Origin of the sequence: Alkalicoccobacillus porphyridii (genome assembly GCF_007293315.1) — a bacterium.
GTDB lineage: Bacteria > Bacillota > Bacilli > Bacillales > Bacillaceae_D > Alkalicoccobacillus > Alkalicoccobacillus porphyridii.
This window is the reverse complement of record NZ_VLXZ01000005.1, coordinates 1-18664: the sequence shown is the minus strand read 5'-3', so window position 1 is coordinate 18664 and position 18664 is coordinate 1. Positions and strand designations below refer to the sequence as shown.

The 18664-nt window shown below is 40.6% G+C and carries 20 protein-coding genes; 14 read left to right on the top strand and 6 right to left on the bottom strand.

Going from position 1 to position 18664, the window contains the following annotated elements; translation table 11 throughout:
- Positions 1-49: 49 nt before the first annotated feature.
- From lysA to FN960_RS09235, 3 genes are all read left to right on the top strand, one after another.
- Positions 50-1369 carry a diaminopimelate decarboxylase gene (gene lysA, locus FN960_RS09245; protein ID WP_143848714.1) on the top strand — a complete coding sequence of 440 codons (1320 nt, stop codon included), beginning with the start codon at positions 50-52 and terminating at the stop codon, positions 1367-1369.
- 110 nt (positions 1370-1479) lie between these two features.
- Positions 1480-1914 carry a peptidylprolyl isomerase gene (locus FN960_RS09240; RefSeq protein ID WP_143848435.1) on the top strand — a complete coding sequence of 145 codons (435 nt, stop codon included), beginning with the start codon at positions 1480-1482 and terminating at the stop codon, positions 1912-1914.
- A 165-nt stretch (positions 1915-2079) separates the two neighbouring features.
- Complete coding sequence (locus tag FN960_RS09235; protein WP_143848434.1) at positions 2080-2319, top strand: hypothetical protein; 240 nt, start codon at positions 2080-2082, stop codon at positions 2317-2319.
- A gap of 315 nt (positions 2320-2634) precedes the next feature.
- Here FN960_RS09235 and FN960_RS23175 read toward each other — a convergent pair whose 3' ends face one another.
- From FN960_RS23175 to FN960_RS09220, 4 genes are read right to left on the bottom strand one after another with little or no spacing between them, the layout of a single operon-like run.
- Positions 2635-2769: a hypothetical protein gene (locus tag FN960_RS23175; protein ID WP_260681970.1), complete on the bottom strand. Its 135-nt coding sequence runs from the start codon at positions 2767-2769 to the stop codon at positions 2635-2637.
- Between the two features lie 26 nt (positions 2770-2795).
- Entirely contained in the window at positions 2796-2996 is a 201-nt protein-coding gene (locus FN960_RS09230; RefSeq protein ID WP_143848433.1) for a hypothetical protein, read from the bottom strand.
- A 15-nt stretch (positions 2997-3011) separates the two neighbouring features.
- A complete protein-coding gene (locus tag FN960_RS09225) occupies positions 3012-3194 on the bottom strand; it encodes a zinc ribbon domain-containing protein (RefSeq protein WP_143848432.1) in 183 nt (60 codons plus the stop codon).
- A 48-nt stretch (positions 3195-3242) separates the two neighbouring features.
- Positions 3243-3755, bottom strand: coding sequence for an RDD family protein (locus tag FN960_RS09220; protein WP_143848431.1), 513 nt, complete (start codon positions 3753-3755; stop codon positions 3243-3245).
- 156 nt (positions 3756-3911) lie between these two features.
- Between FN960_RS09220 and FN960_RS09215 the strand changes: the two genes are divergently transcribed.
- Positions 3912-4568 carry an SOS response-associated peptidase gene (locus tag FN960_RS09215; protein ID WP_306461610.1) on the top strand — a complete coding sequence of 219 codons (657 nt, stop codon included), beginning with the start codon at positions 3912-3914 and terminating at the stop codon, positions 4566-4568.
- On the opposite strand, the gene FN960_RS09210 is transcribed toward FN960_RS09215, so the two are convergent.
- Positions 4565-5938, bottom strand: a complete 1374-nt coding sequence (locus tag FN960_RS09210) for a sigma-54 interaction domain-containing protein (RefSeq protein WP_185970986.1) — start codon at positions 5936-5938, stop codon at positions 4565-4567. The genes FN960_RS09215 and FN960_RS09210 overlap by 4 nt on opposite strands.
- 207 nt (positions 5939-6145) lie before the next feature.
- Between FN960_RS09210 and FN960_RS09205 the strand changes: the two genes are divergently transcribed.
- The 4 genes from FN960_RS09205 to FN960_RS09190 all read left to right on the top strand — a co-directional run bounded on the left by FN960_RS09205 (position 6146) and on the right by FN960_RS09190 (position 11053).
- Positions 6146-7486, top strand: coding sequence for an acyclic terpene utilization AtuA family protein (locus FN960_RS09205; protein WP_143848429.1), 1341 nt, complete (start codon positions 6146-6148; stop codon positions 7484-7486).
- Entirely contained in the window at positions 7486-7797 is a 312-nt protein-coding gene (locus FN960_RS09200; RefSeq protein ID WP_143848428.1) for an AtuA-related protein, read from the top strand. The genes FN960_RS09205 and FN960_RS09200 overlap by 1 nt, the downstream gene beginning before the upstream one ends.
- A gap of 44 nt (positions 7798-7841) precedes the next feature.
- Entirely contained in the window at positions 7842-9137 is a 1296-nt protein-coding gene (locus FN960_RS09195; RefSeq protein ID WP_143848427.1) for a CitMHS family transporter, read from the top strand.
- 182 nt (positions 9138-9319) lie between these two features.
- On the top strand, positions 9320-11053 hold the full coding sequence (locus tag FN960_RS09190) for an ABC transporter ATP-binding protein (RefSeq protein WP_143848426.1): 1734 nt from the start codon (positions 9320-9322) through the stop codon (positions 11051-11053).
- 611 nt (positions 11054-11664) lie between these two features.
- On the opposite strand, the gene tlp is transcribed toward FN960_RS09190, so the two are convergent.
- The gene (tlp, locus tag FN960_RS09185) at positions 11665-11874 is read right to left on the bottom strand and encodes a small acid-soluble spore protein Tlp (RefSeq protein WP_143848425.1); all 210 of its coding nucleotides are present in this window, start codon (positions 11872-11874) and stop codon (positions 11665-11667) included.
- Between the two features lie 162 nt (positions 11875-12036).
- On the opposite strand from tlp, the gene FN960_RS09180 reads away from it, so the two are divergent.
- From FN960_RS09180 to prpB, 6 genes are all read left to right on the top strand, one after another.
- Positions 12037-13200 (top strand): amidase, encoded by a 1164-nt coding sequence (locus FN960_RS09180; RefSeq protein ID WP_143848424.1) that lies wholly within the window; start codon positions 12037-12039, stop codon positions 13198-13200.
- 73 nt (positions 13201-13273) lie between these two features.
- A complete protein-coding gene (locus tag FN960_RS09175; protein ID WP_143848423.1) occupies positions 13274-13537 on the top strand; it encodes a holin in 264 nt (87 codons plus the stop codon).
- A gap of 83 nt (positions 13538-13620) precedes the next feature.
- Positions 13621-14337 (top strand): class I SAM-dependent methyltransferase, encoded by a 717-nt coding sequence (locus FN960_RS09170; protein WP_143848422.1) that lies wholly within the window; start codon positions 13621-13623, stop codon positions 14335-14337.
- 160 nt (positions 14338-14497) lie between these two features.
- Entirely contained in the window at positions 14498-15613 is a 1116-nt protein-coding gene (gene mmgD / locus FN960_RS09165) for a citrate synthase (protein ID WP_260681969.1), read from the top strand.
- 18 nt (positions 15614-15631) lie between these two features.
- Positions 15632-17071 (top strand): bifunctional 2-methylcitrate dehydratase/aconitate hydratase, encoded by a 1440-nt coding sequence (locus FN960_RS09160; RefSeq protein WP_143848420.1) that lies wholly within the window; start codon positions 15632-15634, stop codon positions 17069-17071.
- Positions 17072-17092: 21 nt separating this feature from the next.
- Positions 17093-18001: a methylisocitrate lyase gene (prpB, locus tag FN960_RS09155; protein ID WP_143848419.1), complete on the top strand. Its 909-nt coding sequence runs from the start codon at positions 17093-17095 to the stop codon at positions 17999-18001.
- The last annotated feature ends 663 nt before the right edge of the window (positions 18002-18664 follow it).

The following is an 18664-nucleotide window of genomic DNA, read 5'->3' as shown; positions in this document are numbered from 1 at the left end:
GATTAGCATCGGCTGTTTTTTCAGCTTGGCAAGAAGGAGAGAAATGACTATGTATCTTCACGGCACAAGCCATATTAATGTACATGGACACCTGGAAATTGGTGGTGTAGACACGGTAGCACTTGCGAAGGAACACGGGACACCCCTGTTTGTATATGACGTAGCTTTGATCCGCAAACGCGCAGAACAATTTAAGCAAGCATTTGAACATGAAAAAATCCCTTACCAAGTCGCCTATGCTAGTAAGGCATTTAGCTGTGTAGCTATGTATCAGCTAGCGGATGAGCTTGGACTTAGCTTCGACGTAGTCTCTGGGGGAGAATTATATACAGCCATTAAAGCAGGAGTACCAATGGAGAAGGTCCATTTTCATGGTAATAACAAAAGCCGACAAGAGTTAGAGCTTGCAGTAAAATCAGGAATCGGTTGTGTAGTTGTTGATAATTTCTATGAAATGACTTTACTCGAGGAAATCTGTACTGCACACGGTAAAACGATGGATGTGTTACTGCGAATCACTCCAGGAGTAGAGGCCCACACGCATGATTATATTTCTACTGGGCAGGAGGACTCAAAATTTGGCTTTGATTTAACAAATGGACAAGTAGATGAAGCCATTAAACTATCCTTAAAAAGTAATACAATGAATCTTCTTGGCATTCATAGTCATATTGGCTCGCAAATTTTTGAAACACAGGGCTTTGTTATGGCAGTTGAGAAAATCTTTGAATACATTGAACATTGGCGTGAGAAGCTTGATTTTATACCAAAGGTCCTTAATCTTGGTGGAGGCTTTGGCATACGATACGTGGATGGAGATGAACCATTACACCCTCGTGAATATGTGAGTCAAATGACACAAGTAATGAAACAATACGCCGAACAATTTGAAATGGCTATGCCGGAAATCTGGATTGAGCCAGGTCGTTCTCTTGTAGGAGATGCCGGAACAACCCTTTACACAGTAGGATCTCAAAAGGATATTCCTGGTGTAAGACATTACCTAGCAGTTGATGGTGGAATGAGTGATAACTTGCGTCCTGCCTTATATCAAGCTGAATATGACGGAATTCTAGCAAACCGAGCAATTGAACAGGCCGATCAGAAATTCTCCATTGCAGGGAAATGCTGCGAAAGCGGAGATATGCTTATTTGGGATCTACCACTACCAAAAGCTAATCATGAGGACATATTAGCAGTCTTTTGCACTGGCGCCTACGGCTATTCAATGGCGAACAATTACAACCGTATTCCACGCCCACCGGTAGTATTTTTAGAAAATGGCGAAGTGCAGCTAGTGGTTAAACGAGAAGAATACGAAGACTTAGTAAGACTCGACGTACCATTAACAAAAACAGTCAAGCTCTAAAAGTGACATCAGTTCATATTTGACGAAAGATAGTGTACAATAGGTGCTGGCTGGAACTTACAGCAACTTGAAACAAAAAATGAACCCTTACAGAAATGAGGCTGATTTATATGAAAAAAGGACACATCGCATTTGAAAACGGCGAAAAGCTTGTTATTGAGTTTTACCCAGAAGCAGCACCAGGACACGTTGAAAACTTTGAAAAACTAGCTAATAGCGGATTCTATAACGGATTAACGTTCCACCGTGTCATCCCTGGATTCGTTGCACAAGGCGGAGATCCTGCTGGAAACGGTACAGGCGGTCCTGGCTACACAATCAAATGTGAAACAGAAGGCAATCCTCATAAGCACGTAAAGGGAGCCCTATCTATGGCTCACGCTGGTAAAGACACAGGCGGCAGCCAATTCTTCGTTGTACATGAATCACAACCTCATCTTGATGGCGTGCACACTGTTTTCGGACAAGTGATCGAAGGCGAAGACCTAGTTACTCGCATTAAGCAAGGCGATGTTATGAGTGATGTAAAGGTTTGGGAAGAGTAAAAATTGATTGGAAGGACCCATCCGTTTTGGATGGGCCCTTTTCTTTTTTTATGGACTCATGTGGATCTCGAGCTAGCAATACGCTACATATTTGGTGGTGTGATTTAAAGAGAAAACTCTAAAGGATTATGGTAGTTCCTGTCGAAGTAGGTAGAAGGAGGTGAAATGATGGGAAAAGACCATGAGATGGATTGGATCAAACCAATGTTAAAACATATAGCTATGTTAACCGCAGAAAATGAATTGTTGAAAAAGAAGCTGTTTGAAAAAGAGATTCTAGATGAAAGAGAGTATAGTAAAAGATTTGAGGAGAGGGAATTCTCTGAAAAGGTTAAAGAGACAATAAAAGATGTTACGGCAATGTCTGAAGAAGAATATATACAAGCATTCAAAAGTGATGAATAATTCATAAAAAGAGGTCTACCTAAATAGGCAGCCCTCTTTTTACATATTTATCTTTGTTTCATTCAGGACTTTTCGTTCTAGCTGATCTCTGATTTTTTATATTAAATCAAACGCCTCAATTTAATAGTGTCTATAAATTTATTATGTAAACTTCGCTATTGGTGAATTAACTCCATTAGCCGATCATTACAATATAGCGTATGAAAAAACTTAAAAAGTAGGCATAAAAGAGTCTTGTAATGGAAGGAATAAAAAAGGTGAACCTAGTTAATCTCTAAGTATCACCCTTTTTTTGGGGTTCAATATTTAGCTTGTTTAACTCTTAAGATATTTCCTTATCGCTTTTAATCCAATAAAAGCAAAATAAAAAAAGAACAGTAGAATAGCAAAACCTAAAATTTGAACAAAGATTGAGCCAAAGGGAAATCCTACCGAAGCCACATGTTCCATTGTTTCTCCACCTTTCATGTCAGTAGTTAGTTCTGATGGTTATTATGTTGTTTCAGTCGAACGAAACCAAAGATCAACTGAAGAGTAGCCATGCCTCCAAAAATAATTAATGCAGAAGTGAAATTCCCATTAAAAAAATAGATGATAGTTGCAAACAAACATCCAATAATTATGTAAATAATGGATGAGACAAAATGAGTATAATATAAAGGCTTATCCTTAAACACTGTTTCACCTCTTAGCTAGAATCGTTCAGGTCGATCTACTTTAAAGGATTCGACATGTCCGCAGCTGCCACAGAAGGTAGCAAGAAGCTTAGAACTCGTAATGTTAAAACCCGGTTTGTGCAAATTGGCATATCCACTCAATTGCCCATTTTTAGCTTCTGTGCTGCCACATTTCTCACATGTGAAAAACTCGCTCATATGTATCACCTCTCCTAATTACTTTTACGAAAATTAAGACATAAGGTTTCAATTTTTAACAACAAATGTTTTGGTTAATTGATCGTATAAGGATTGTTTCTTCTTCGTGAAAATAGCTGTACCAATATATATAAACATTAGCAAATAGATAAGTCCTCCGATGAGATAATAAGCTACAGGCACAGCCCCATCACCGATATAAGCAAGTCGATATACAAGGAAGTGAGACAGCTCCCACGGTAAGAATTTCAGAATAATCCGACACGTGCTTCGTAACACGGATGCAGGTTTTCCGTTTGGTCCAACAACTCTAATGCCAATCTTCTTTTTGCCGAAGGACTGACCAACTATTTTGGAATCGCTAACTATAAAGTATATTGAGACTGGCAGAGTTACCATTAAGAAACCTGTTAGTTGGGCAATGATGAGTGAACCGGAAAAGAGGTTCTGTAAGGAAGGGAAGAGGAAGACATTTATGATCGCAAGTAGCACTAGATATAAAAATATAAGAATGTAGTCAAGTATAAAAGCCTTTAAACGATTTAGAAAGGAAGCATACACACCAACACCTCTTTTAATATAAGAATGAACTATCAATTTGAATAAAACAAGAAGCACTGATTAAATCTATTTATACATTCTACCATTTTTTATTTGAAGATGACTTCACTTTGTGTACGTCTTAACTAATTTGTCCATCCTATAATTGAGGTGATCATGATGTGTGGTAGATTTACTTTATTTACGAGACCAGAAAAAATCATGGAGGAGCTAGGCATTCAGATTCCTTTATTTGATCCGAGCTATAATGTGGCGCCTTCTCAGAATATTTTATCAGTGGCAGCCAACTCCAATGGAACGCGAGCAGGTTTTTTGAAATGGGGACTTGTTCCCTCCTGGGCGAAAGATAAAAAAATCGGGCCGAAGCTGATTAATGCACGAGCTGAGACCATAGCAGAAAAGCCTGCTTTTAAATCTTCTTTTTATCGAAGACGTTGTTTAATTATTGCCGATTCCTTTTATGAATGGAAACGAACAGGCAATGAGAAAAGGCCATATCGCATAGTCATTGGTGATGAAGACATCATTACATTTGCTGGCCTTTGGGATCGTTGGACGGATGGGGAGGAGCAGATTAATTCTTGTACGATTATTACTACACACCCTAATCAGACGATGTTAACTCTGCATGATAGAATGCCGGTTATACTTGATAAGAAAAGTAGAGAAGTATGGTTAGATTCAAATGTGGAAGATCCTTCACAACTTCAATCATTGCTCACACCTTTTCAAGGTGAAATGAATGCCTATCAGGTTAGTAGGGCGGTAAACAATCCGCGTCAGAATAATGTACAACTCTTAAGACCAGTTTAATTCAGTTGATACTTTTTCATTTTATTATATAGCGTAGCTAAAGAGATATTAAGTAACTTTGCTGCATCTTTTTTGCTATCAAGCTTATTGTGACACTGAGCTAAAGCCTGTTTAATTATTTGCTCTTCAGCTTGATCGACCCCAGCTTTTAAAGTTGTACTTGGATAAATAATGTTACTGTTACTATGAGACTCTGTCTGCTTAGCACGATTTAAGATATGTTTAGGTAAATGATGCTTTTCTATTATTGAGCCTTCCATCATGCATAAAGCATATTGTAAAGCATTTTTGAGTTCTCGTACGTTGCCAGGCCAATCGTAATTCTTTAAACATTCAACAGCCTCCTCATGTATAACAGGGTGTTTATGAACCCATTCTTTGCCTTGATTTTCGATTAAAGCATGAACAATAAGTGGTATGTCATCTTTACGTTCACGTAAAGGCGGAATTTGAAGTTGTAATACACATAATCGATAATATAAATCGTCACGAAATAGACCTTTTCGTACTAGGTCATGTAAACTTTGATTTGTTGCAGCAATGATGCGAGTTTGAATATTTTTTTCTTTTAAGCCACCAATCTTTCTGATGGTTCCCTCCTGAAGAAAACGTAATAGCTTACTCTGAAGCAAGTAAGGCATTTCCCCGATCTCATCTAAAAAAATCGTTCCTCCATCTGCTAATTCAAATAAACCTATTTTCCCTCCTTTTTTGGCACTAGTGAATGCGCCATTTTCATAACCAAATAGTTCGCTCTCTATCAGATCCTTAGGTATGGCTGCACAATTAATAGGCACAAAGGAATGTGAAGCACTCTTGCTTGCTTGGTGTATAGCTTGAGCATAAAGCTCTTTACCAGTTCCGCTTTCTCCCGTAATAAGAATTGGAAAGGGAGCTTGGGCTGCTTTTTTGGCCATATTCGTTACATCAGATAATCCATTTGTTGAACCAATGATTGAATCAAAATGGTGAGTAGCTTGATAGCTTGACTGAACCTTTTTCTCCAGCCATGATATCTGTTCTTTTTGTTTAAGAATGGTTTTTGAAAGCTGTATGACCTCCTGTTTCCCCTTACAGATAGAAACCGCACCGATTAATTTTCCTTTTTCATGAATAGGTGCCATATCTACAACGTACTCTCGTCCATTTACATTTCGATAAACGCCTATCTGCACGATTTGATCTTCAAGTGTTTGAATAAGCTGTGCTTCTGGACGAACTTCAAGTAAAGGTTTGCCAATAATTTCGTGTTCCTCGACACCGGTAATACTTGTGTATTCAGGATTGATTTTTTGAACAATGCCCTTCTCATCAATAATAAGAATGCCATCTTGGATGGAATTAATGGCTGCAAGAACATTCAATATCATTCACCACCTTTTAAAGCGCTTCCAAAATCTTATCAACTTTTATGTAAAACGGCTAGTTAAAATTCTAAATTCTTAGAATTTATTTATATTAAATTAGAATTAAGACTCCTATAGCTTGAGATCACAGTGTTTAGGTGGGTTCTTTTGTTGGCACAGTTTTTGCAAGTAAAAAGATGAACGTGCTTTAAAAATAGAAAGGAGAAATGTATGAATTCAATTCGGATTGGCACAGGAGCAGGATACGCAGGTGATCGAATCGATGCGGCTGTACAATTGGTGAAAAAAGGGAAGTTAGATTACTTGATTTTAGAAGGTTTAGCTGAACGTACGACAGCAATTGCACAGCTTCAAAAGAATCGCGATCCTAAAAAAGGGTATGGACAATTCCTTGAAGAAAGAATGAAGGCTCTTCTCCCAGTTTGTAGAGAGAATGGGGTCACAATTATTACAAATTTAGGAGCAGCAAATCCCGAGGCTGCAGCACACGTAACGTACGATGTTGCAGTGGAGTTAGGGTTAAACAATTTGCACATTGCTTATCTTACTGGAGCAGACGTCATGACAAGTGTTCAGCATTTGGATCTTAAGCTTTGGGAGACAGGCGAACGTTTAAATCAGTTAGGAAGCAAACTTGTTTCTGCGGACGCATATTTAGGAGCTCAGGAAATTCTACCAGCTTTTCAAAGTCAACCACATGTCATTATTACTGGGCGAGTAGCAGATCCTTCGCTTTTTTTAGCACCAATGATCTTTGAATTTGGATGGGCATTAGACGATTGGACGCGACTTGGCGCAGGGACAGTGCTTGCACACTTACTAGAATGTGGAGCTCAAGTCACAGGAGGATATTTTGCAGATGGTGCCTCAAAAGAGGTTCCGGATCTGAAGAATGTAGGCCTGCCTTTCGTTGATGTGTATGAGGATGGGTCAGGTGTAATCGGAAAAACACCAAATAGTGGCGGCTCAGTATCTGTGCAAACGTGTAAAGAACAATTGCTTTATGAGGTGATGGATCCTGCTGCATACCTTACCCCTGATGTCACTGCAGACTTCTCTAAGGTTGCATTTACTCAAGTTGAGACAAATGTCGTCGCGGTAAATGGAGCCTCTGGTTATCTTAAACCTAAAACTTTTAAAGCAACGATTGGAATCGATCAAGGATTTATTGGGGAGGGCATGATTATATATGGAGGTCATCATGCGATTGAACGGGCCAAGCTTGCGATAGCCATTGTAAAAGAAAGATTAATTGATCAAGGATTTAACGCAAATGAGATGAAAGAAGAACTCATCGGTTTAAATGCTTTACATGGTCAAGATCAAACAATGTCTCACTCTCCATATGAGGTGATGGTGCGAGTGGCGGCTAGAGCTAACTTAGAGACACTAGCCAAGAAAGTGGGAGAAGAGATTGAAAACCTTTGGCTTAATGGACCAGGCGGACCAGGAGGAGTAAGGGTGAACACAAAGCAAGTAATATCTGCTTATTCTACTTTGATACCCCGTGAATTCGTGAAAGCTAAGCTTAGCTATCTGGAGGTGAAGTGATGAAACAAAAATTATATGAACTTGCGCATGCTAGATCAGGGGATAAGAGTGAACTAACAACAGTCAGCTTGTTTCTATACGATGAATCTCTGTATTCAAAGATTGAATCACAAATAACGGAATCTACTGTAAAACAACATTTTGCGCATATTGCTCAAGGTAAGGTTGATCGGTATGAACTACCGCAGCTAGCGGCACTTCATTTTGTATTACATCAGACTCGCCCTGGTGGTGTTGGGGCAGCACTGGATTTTGATGCGCACGGTAAGTCATTATCCTGGTATTTACTTGAAATGGAAGTAGAGCTATAGATTGTTTAAATATGAAAGCGCTTTATTAATTTGGGAGGTTTAAAATGTTAGCAATACTTGGATTTTTAACAATTGGTGTATTTCTTTATTCCATTATTTCTAAACGACTATCAGTAATTGTTGCTTTAGTCTTTATTCCGATCGTGTTCGGATTAATTGGCGGGTTTGGTCTAGATTTAGGTGACCACATGCTAGAGGGAATACAACTTGTTGCACCTACAGGGGTCATGCTTGGATTTGCCATATTATTCTTTGGTGTTATGAGCAACGCAGGAATGTTTGACCCGATCTTGTCGCGTATTTTAAAAATAGTGAAGGGTGATCCATTAAAGGTTGTAATCGGCACTCTGATCTTTGCAATGATTGCTCATTTAGATGGTTCTGGTGCTTCTACATTTTTGATTGTCATTCCAGCGTTATTGCCATTGTACGACCGGTTAGGTATGAGCCGATTGGTTTTAGCTGGAGTCGTAGGATTAGGGGCTGGATTGATGAATATTATGCCATGGGGAGGACCAACAGCAAGAGCAGGAACAGCGATTGGGATTGATCCGGGAGCAATATTTATTCCTCTTCTCCCTTCTATGTTTGTCGGGTTTTTATGGCTTTTGTTTGTTGCTTACTATTTAGGGAAAAAAGAGAGAGCGCGTGTGGGTATTCAATCAATAGAGTATGATGTTACCACAGATCAAACGGAAGAACAGATTCAAATGAAGCGGCCTAAGCTGTTTCTAGTTAATGTCCTTGTTACAATATTGGCCTTAGCTACGTTAGTGCTACAGTGGTTACCTTTACCTGTTGTTTTTATCATTGCTTTTGTTGTGGCTTTGTTAATTAACTATCCTAATCCAAAGGAACAGATGAATCAAGTACAATTGCAAGCTGCTGGAATGGTTCCCGTTCTTTCTATCATTTTTGCTGCAGGTATTTTTACTGGGATTCTTACTGGAACGGGCATGATCGAAGCGATGGCAGTTGCACTCGTAAATATCATCCCTGAGCAGATTGGTGGTTCCTTGCCAGCGCTTATAGCCATTATCAGCATGCCACTCAGTTTAGTGTTTAATCCTGATGCTTATTATTTCGGTGTGATGCCAATTCTTGCACAATCTGCTGAGATGTATGGAGTGCCAAGTATAGAGGTTGCTCAAGCATCTGTATTAGGTCAGATGACGGTTGGATTTCCTTTAAGTCCTTTAACAGCATCAACCTTCTTATTAATTGGACTTGCACAAGTAGAATTGGGAGATCATCAGCGATTTATGTTTAAATGGGCTTTTCTAACGACTTTAATTATGTCTGCTTTCGCACTTCTTACTGGAGTAATCTCTGCGTGGTGAACAAATGACTATTCACTCTAACCATGAAATCGGTTACAATAGATTCACTATAATAAAGGAGGACATTCAGATGAGAAAAACACTTAGATATTACACTCAAACATATAGGGGGGAAGCGAATCAGTAATGTAGTCGTCTAACCCCTGATATGTGTGTCGGAACACATAATAAAGGGGATTTCTATGTCATTTCCAGTTAAACGGTTTGTCTCGTATTATAAGCCTTATCGTAATATGTTTCTCTTGGTTTTAGCTTCTGCTGTACTGATCTCGATGCTATCCTTACTTTTTCCGCTACTTGTCCGTCATATTACAACGGATGTATTGGAAGGTAACCTAGATTCAGCGCTTAATCAAGTGTATTTAATTGGAGCGGTTATGCTTGGTTTGGTTCTTACTCAAAATGTGTGCACCTATTTTCTAGATTATAAGGGTCATCAAATTGGCGCAAAAATGGAACGTGATATGCGCAGTGAGTTATTTGAGCATATGCAGAAGCTTTCTTTTGAGTTTTACGATAAGCAAACGACTGGTCAGTTGATGAGTAGAATTACTAACGATTTAATGCTTTTAGCTGAATTGTTTCATCACGGGCCAGAGGATTATCTAAGGTATTCGATTCGCTTTATCGGTGCTTTTTGTATTTTATTTTACATTAATGCTGCAGTAACAATGGCAGTCTTTGCGTTTCTTCCGTTTTTAGCGATTTTCTCTTGGTACGCGAATAAAGCGATGAACCGTGTGTTAATTAAAAATAAAGAACGAATGGGTGATATTAACGCACAGGTGGAGGATAGCTTGTCTGGGATTCGAGTCGTGCAATCCTTTGCCAATGAGTCGATTGAAAATAGGAAGTTCCAGCATGATAATCAACGCTTCTATCAAAGTCGTAATGGTTATTATAAAGCCGAGTGCTTATTTGCAAATGGTGTTGATGTATTTGTTAACCTAATTACCATAACCGTCATCATACTAGGTAGTGCAAAAATAGTGGGTGGTTCCTTTAACTTGGCAGATCTCATTACGTTTTTACTGTATATTGGCTTTCTTGTCGAGCCCATTCAAAAGCTGCCTCATATGAGTATGCAGTTGCAGGAAGGGTTAACTGGTTTTCAACGCTTTATGCAAATAATGGATATAAAGCCGTCTATAAGTGAAAAGGAGAATGCCTACGAGCTTTCTCACATTCGTGGGGAGGTTGAGTTTAAAGGGGTCACATTTCATTATGAACAGAGTCTCAAGCCGGTACTAATCAATCAATCTCTGGTTATCAAACCGGGGGAATATGTTGCTTTAGTAGGTACATCTGGGGTTGGGAAGTCAACACTGTGCTCTTTGATTCCTCGTTTCTATGATGTGTCCGCTGGATCTGTGCATTTGGACGGAGTGAATGTTAAGGATCTAAAGCTTTCCCACTTACGTTCCCAGGTTGGTGTGGTTCAACAGGATGTTTACCTGTTCGCCGGTACCATTTTGGATAATATCCGATATGGTAGACCTCACGCCTCAAATGATGAAGTGATACAAGCAGCAAAGCTTGCTAATGCCCATGAGTTTATTAGCGGTTTGCCCAACGGATATCACTCAGAGATTGGGCAACGGGGCGTTAGATTATCTGGTGGCCAGAAGCAGAGATTAAGCATTGCTCGTACGTTTTTGAAGGATCCTGCCGTGCTCATCTTTGACGAGGCAACAAGTGCACTTGATAATGAAAGTGAAGGCATTGTGAAGGAATCACTTGAACAATTGGCAAAAGGTCGAACCACGATTGTAATTGCACATCGCTTATCTACCATACGACACGCAAAGAGAATCCTTGTGTTGACTGAAGATGGGATCGCAGAGCAGGGTACACATGAACATCTAATGAGCTTAAATGGATCCTATGCCAAGCTTTATGCGAAGCAGTTTGTTTAATCAAAAAAAGATAGGATAGAAGTATTATAACTAATAGAAAAGCTGAACATTGTTCAGCTTTTCTATTGTATAGAGCGTGTATTTCAGCGCAATTCGCTTACATAAGTACATGGAGGAATTAGAGGGTAACTGAATGTCGGTTCTTCGGCTGTCGCTCCCGAAAATGGGGGCACGTTACCGCGGAAAGGTAATGAGCTAACCCGACTCCGTCGATTTATCTCATTGAACCTTTATATCGTGGCCACTGAAAAACTATCTTTATAAGACTGCGAAATCTCTTCAATTGTTTAAGTCAGAACGTTTGCGGGTGTGAACCCGTAGACTCCTGCGGAACAGAACGAGTCTGAAGACATCGAAGTGGTGGTTTTCCGCTTCAGGGGCTGAGGCCGTTCTAGCGGGTGCTAGGGTTCTCCTGTAGCGGCTCCATTCAGCTCATTCTTACATCAATTTTTCGGCCTCATCAATCGCAGGTATCGACCCTCCATTTTCGTCCGTTTAAATAGTTGCAAGCATCAAATCTAAAGGACAGCAGGCGGAGAATTGCTGAGGCATTGGCTGTGGAAAGCGGAAAAAACTACGTAGTAATGTTCCAGCCTCTTTTCATCAAGGTGCTATGACTCGTCTTCAACCTCATGGCGCAAAGCGTTTATGCTTGTCTCTCTACGTTCATTCTTCGCTTCGATATCCTGCTTATCATGTTCATCCATTTCATTTCCGTGTGCTGCGATCAGGTCTTCTGTTTCTTGAATTTTTTGCTCAGTATTAGCTATATTTTGTTTGATTCTTTCTGCGTTATCTGAACGATCATCTGGTTTAGCCATAGTAATTGCCTCCTAATTTGTGATGTTGTTAGTGTGCATGGATGAGATCATATTATACGTAAACGTTGGTAGAATTTTTAACAAGGAACCACATATCCAAAGAGCTATTCGTTATGGTAGATATATTGTCAACAATGCACCAACTGAAAGGAGTTACTTAGTATGAGTGAGCTTAATGCCTACATAAATAAGGAATTTAGACTAAATCCCACGTCAAGCGGTAAGCTAGATGATCTGGATTTTGCGGTGAAAGACGTATTCAATTTAAAAGGATACGTTTCGAGTGCAGGAAATCCAGAATGGTTAAGAACTCATGAGCCAGCGGTTGAACATGCTAGCTCAATTAATCGATTACTTAAGGAAGGGGCAATCTTAAAAGGAACCACCATAACCGATGAGTTAATGTATAGTTTAAATGGAGAAAATGCTCATTATGGTACACCCATTAATCCAATGTTGCCTGGTCATATTCCGGGCGGTTCATCCAGTGGATCTGCATCTGTGGCAGCTGCAAAAGAGGTTGCGTTTTCAATCGGGACAGATACAGGAGGTTCAGTAAGAATTCCAGCAGCCTATTGCGGGATCTATGGAATGCGGCCAACTCATGGGGTTGTACCGATGGAAGGTGTGATCCCTTTAGCACCAAGCTTTGACACGATAGGCTGGATGGCAACCGAGATAGCCACAATGGAAAAAGTAGGAGCTGTCCTTTTACCAAACCAGAATTCTAATTCAGCATTTACTCGCCTATTATTTCCTGAGGATGCCTGGACATTAGCCGATCAAGAATGTGTAGACCAGCTAATGCCAACATTCGAGAAGGTTAAGGCGAGCATGCACACTACGACAACGATTCAATTAGCAGGTTCACAGTTGTCGAATTGGAAGGAGACTTTTAGGGTGGCTCAAGCCTTTGAAGTCTGGTCCTGTCATGGAGAATGGGTGAAGCAAACGCAGCCTCAGTTTGGACCAGGTATTGCCGAAAGATTTAAGATGGCTGAGACGATTACACAAGATATGTATGACGAGGCTTTACTCAGCCTAAGCGCGGTAAAAGAAAAAATGGTAGACCTTCTGGGCAGTGAGACTCTATTAGCTATTCCAGCGGTCCCAGGTACAGCCCCCTTAGTAGGATTACCGGAGGAGCAAATCGAAGAGAGGCGATCACAAACACTGCAATTGAGTTCGATAGCAGGTTTAGCAGGATTGCCGCAATTAACCATGCCCATTCAAACAAATAATGGACCGATAGGGTTTTCTCTAATCGCAGGACCAAATCAGGATATGAAACTACTTCGCTTTGTTCAGCAAATGACGAACAAGTAGCGTGTTAGTGATTACTATTCGCCGTTACCTTCTTATTCATGTTTACATCTACTAGTAAAAAGGAGGAAGGTACATGGAAATTATCCTTATACTAGCAAGCATCATAAGTCCAGTGGTTCTTGCCCTTGTTGAGCTCGTCAAACGAACCGTACAAGTGCCTAAACGATTTTTACCTCTGAGTGCAGTTATCATTGGACTAATTGTGGGAGGCCTTTCCTATCCATTTACGGACTTGGATTTAGGGATGAGGTTATGGGCTGGAGGACTTGCGGGCTTATCTGCCACAGGACTATTTGAGCTTAGTAAAAAAAGAACGGACGAATCGTTACATGAATAAGTTAAGCTCCCCTTTTATATGGGGAGTCTACCTACTAAGACACAATCATATCGGTGATCCGTCGAAAGTGAGATATACATAGAATGATTCCATTAATTTATGATCAATTAAATTCTAATGTTCAAGATGAAAACTTTTTCCTTACACTTCTTAAACAAACCAAAGGCAAGCGTGTAGCGGATTTAGGCTGTGGCACAGGAAGGCTAACAATACGTTTTGCAGAAGATGGCTATGAGATAGTAGGCATCGACCCAAATGGGGAAGCCATAGAGGTAGCAAAACAGAAAGAAGGGGCGGCACAGATTCAATGGATTGTTGGAGATAGCTCTGATTTAAAGGAGAACGCCTTTGATGTTGTGATTATGACAGCTAATGTTGCTCAAGTTTTTACAACAGATGAAAGCTGGAAACAGATGCTTAGACATGTATTCAAATCGTTAAAGCCAGGAGGGTATTTTATCTTTGATACGCGAAACCCAGATGCAAAGGTTTGGTTGGAGTGGGAGGCTGATACAACACCGGATGTAGTTACCCATCCTTATACCCACGAACGTCTTGAAATTCATACATCCTATGAAGGTTGGCTGGGAAATGTATTTACCTTCCATGAAACTGTGAGGAATGTACGTACAAAGGAAGACATGATTCCTTTGCCAATGGAGCTGTGCTTTCGAACACATAAAGAGATCTATCATTCCTTAACAAACACTGGGTTTACAAGATTGAAAACATATGGTGATTTGCAGCTAAAACAAGCTCACGCACATACAAAATCTTGGGTCTTTTTTTGTCAAAAATAGAAGGTTAGCGTATTCGGAAAATACTGAATACGCTTCTTTCATGAGGCGAGTCTTGAGACCAATTAAGTCCTATGTTAGAGTGATAGAGGAGAGAAATGAAAGCGCTTTAATTAATGTGTTGACACAGTTTCAGAGTTTTAACAAATTGGGAGGGATTCAATTGCCAGCCGAACCTTTGTTTAAACCAGGATTACAAGATGTTGTTGCATTAGAAACATCCATCTCACTCCTCGATACGGAACGTGAACAAATCATTATTAAAGGCTTTGAATTAATTGAGTTATCACAAGAGATTGATTATGTGGCGATGATTCATTTGTTGCTTGAGGGGAGTCTGCCAGATGCCTCACAAGCTGAAAAAGTTAAGAAGCGGCTTGGCAAGGATCGTCAGGTTCAAAAAGACTTGTGGCCGTTATTGGCTCAATTACCTGCCAGCACTCATCCCATGGATGCGCAACGGACAGCATTATCCGTTATAGCAGGTTATGATCAAAATTTAGATGATCGCTCCACTGCAGCAAATGTAGAACGCGCCTACCGACTACTGGCTCAAATGCCAATCATTACGGCAAATTCTTATCGTCTGTTGCAAGGTCAATCACCACTTACCCCGGACGAAAGTCTATCTTACAGTGCGAACTTTCTTTATTTACTTACCGAAAATGTCCCATCTAAGCTTTCTGAGCGAATCTTTGATCTTTCTCTACTTTTATATTCAGAACACGAGTTACCAAACTCAACCTTTGCAGCCCGTGTCATTGCTTCCACCTTATCCGATATGTATGGCGCTTTAACGGGAGCCGTTTCCTCCTTAAAAGGTCAGCTACATGGCGGAGCAAATGAAGCAGTTATGTATATGCTACTTGAAGCTGATTCACCAGAGGACTTTGAAGCGTTACTATTACAGAAGCTCAGTCAAAAAGAGAAAATTATGGGCTTTGGTCACAGAGTATATGCAAAAAAAATGGATCCACGAGCGTTAATTATGAAACGAGCATTAATGGATCTAAGTGAACATCAGGGCAATGACAGCTTTTTGCGTATGTGCGAGGCGGGCGAAGCGCTGATGGAAAGAGAGAAGGGTTTGTATCCAAACCTCGATTATTATGCAGCACCGGTGTATTACATGTTAGGGATTCCAATTTCGTTATATACACCTATTTTCTTTTGTTCTAGATTGGCAGGACTCACTGCACACATTATTGAGCAACATGAGGCGAATCGATTATTCAGACCGAGAGTTCATTACACTGGTGCACCTTACCAATCAATCTAATTAATTGGAGGAGAGTTTATGACAACTTTACAAGATACAAAGACATCGGATATTTTACTCACACAAATTGCCGATTATGCTCTTACTGAGCGTACTTTTAGTGAGGAGGCTTATTCGACCGCACGTTATGTGCTCGCAGATACGCTAGGTTGTGGGATTTTAGCTCTTAGATACCCGGAATGTACAAAATTGCTTGGTCCTGTTGTACCTGGAACGGTTGTGCCTTATGGCTCTAGAGTGCCTGGGACACCGCACGTGCTAGATCCAATTCGTGCGGCGTTTAACATAGGTACCATGATTCGCTGGTTGGATTATAACGATACATGGCTTGCGGCAGAGTGGGGGCATCCTTCTGATAATCTTGGTGGCATCCTTGCGGTAAGCGATTATCTTAGTCAGCAGCGAATTGCTGAAGGAAAAGAGCCAATGCCAGTGAAGGAATTGCTTAACTACATCATTAAAGCTCATGAAATTCAAGGGGTATTAGCACTTGAGAATAGTTTAAATAGAGTGGGACTTGATCACGTATTGTATGTTAAAGTAGCTACGACGGCAGTAGTCACTGCTATGCTTGGGGGTACCAAGGAAGAAGTAGTAAATGCCGTATCTCATGCTTGGATAGATAATTCGAGCTTACGAACATATCGTCATACTCCCAACACAGGTTCACGAAAGTCATGGGCAGCTGGAGATGCAACGAGTAGGGGTGTGTTCTTGGCGATGACTGCGTTAAAAGGCGAAATGGGTTATCAAACAGCACTAAGTGCGCCTGGTTGGGGATTTCAGGATGTGTTGTTTAAAGGCGCAGAGCTTGTGCTCTCACGTGATTTAGATGATTATGTGATGAAAAATATTCTCTTTAAGGTTTCTTTCCCAGCAGAATTTCATGCGCAAACTGCCGCTGAGTGTGCAATTGAGCTTCACGATCAAGTAAAGGACAAGTTGGATCAAATTGATCGTATTGAGATCCGAACACACGAGTCGGCTATTCGAATCATTGACAAAAAAGGTCCTCTCCATAACCCGGCTGATCGTGATCACTGTCTGCAATATATCACAGCGATTGGTTTGCTTAAAGGGACTATCACAGCTGATGATTATGAGCAGGAGCAAGCTGACGATCCAAGAGTTGATCAGTTAAGAGACGTAATGGACGTAATTGAAAACAAAGACTACACGACAGATTATCTAGATCCAGAAAAACGCTCGATCGCAAATGCTGTCCAAGTGTTTTTTAAGGATGGCACAGAAACAAACTGGGTAGAAAAAGAGTACCCATTAGGTCACAGGTTTAGAAGAGATGAAGCGATTCCTCATATAGAAAAGAAGTTTGCTAGTAATGTTGCCGTACACTTTACGAAGCATCAAAGCAATCGCATCGTGGAAGCCTTCTCAAGCCAACAAGAAGTAGAAAAATACTCAGTACCAGCGCTTATGCAATTGTTTGTATCCCCTTAATATGAATGAGGAGTGAGAGAGATGGTTTGGATAGTTAATCAAACACGCAGCCAAGAAGAGCTTGCACAAGAATTTAAAACGTTAGTAGAAGACCAACAGATCCTGCAGATTCCGGGTGCACACGATCCAATGTCCGGTCTTATTGCAAAAGAGACAGAATTTAAGGCCTTATATTTATCTGGTGCTGCATATACTGCTAGTCGAGGTCTACCTGATCTAGGCATGATTACTTCAACAGAAGTAGCAGATCGAGCACGTGATATTGTGCGTGCTACAAATCTTCCTATTTTAGTTGATATTGATACTGGATTTGGCGGAGTGTTAAACGTCGCCAGAACAGCGGTAGAAATGCTAGAAGCAAAGGTTGCTGCCGTTCAAATGGAGGATCAAAAGTTACCTAAAAAGTGTGGGCATTTAGATGGTAAACAGCTTGTTTCAACAGAAGAAATGGCTCAAAAGATCCAAGCCTTAAAACAAGTAGCGCCCTCTCTTTATCTAGTTGCCAGAACGGATGCAAGGGGAGTAGAAGGACTAGAGGAAACACTCAAACGATCGCAAGCATATGTAGAAGCAGGTGCAGATGCTATTTTTCCAGAAGCCTTAGAAGGTGTGGAAGAATTTAAATACATTGCGGAGCAAGTGAACGCGCCACTGCTTGCAAACATGACCGAATTTGGGAAGACTCCATACTATAGCGCTCAGGAGTTCAGCCAAATGGGTTTTCACATGGTAATCTACCCAGTGACTTCTATGAGAGTAGCAGCAAAGGCGTATGAAGACGTTTTTACTCAAATACGAGATACAGGGACCCAAAAACATCACCTCGATCATATGCAAAAACGCAGTGAGCTCTATCAAACGATCTCTTATGACGAGTTCGAGCGTTTAGATAGAAATGTAGCGAAAACAATCCTTACGAAGGAGCAATAAATACTAGAACAGAGGCAGTTTCCTCGAGGGGATGTCCAATAGTTTAGTATGAGTTTCTATATTAGAAAAGCTGAAGAATGCTGGAGTCTTTCCGGTCATTGTTCAGCTTTTTTATTGTGCAAACGAGGATATCTGAGTACGTCGCTCCCAAAAATGGGGGCACATACCCGAGGGAAGGGAATGAGCTAAGAGCTAACCTGACTCCGTCGATTTATCTCATTGAACGTTTTCATCGAGGCCAATGAAAAAGTGATTTAAATCATGCATCGCGCTAAAGGGATCTCCATGGGTACGTCGTCAACCCTTGAAGGGGGAGGGCGCCACTTCCATGTCGCTCTTCCACGTGCCGTCCCGATGGAGCTTCGTTTCTTTCTTCCGCATAAGTTTCAAATAGACAATTGATCAACCATCCCTATTATGTGGATTAGTTGCGCTTACTGGCTTTCGCGCACGCACTCCGCTTTTTCGCCCATCACATGATGCTTTTCGCGCATTTTCGTTTTTATCGCGCACTGGCTTGATATTTCCGCGCCTCACTCAATGTTTTTCGCTCATTTTCATTTTTTCCGCGCATCCCCTACTTATTAGGTGGTGCACCCCAAAAGTTAGAGGACAAATCTAACGTTTGGGGTGTTTTTATATGAGTAAATATAGTGAGGAATT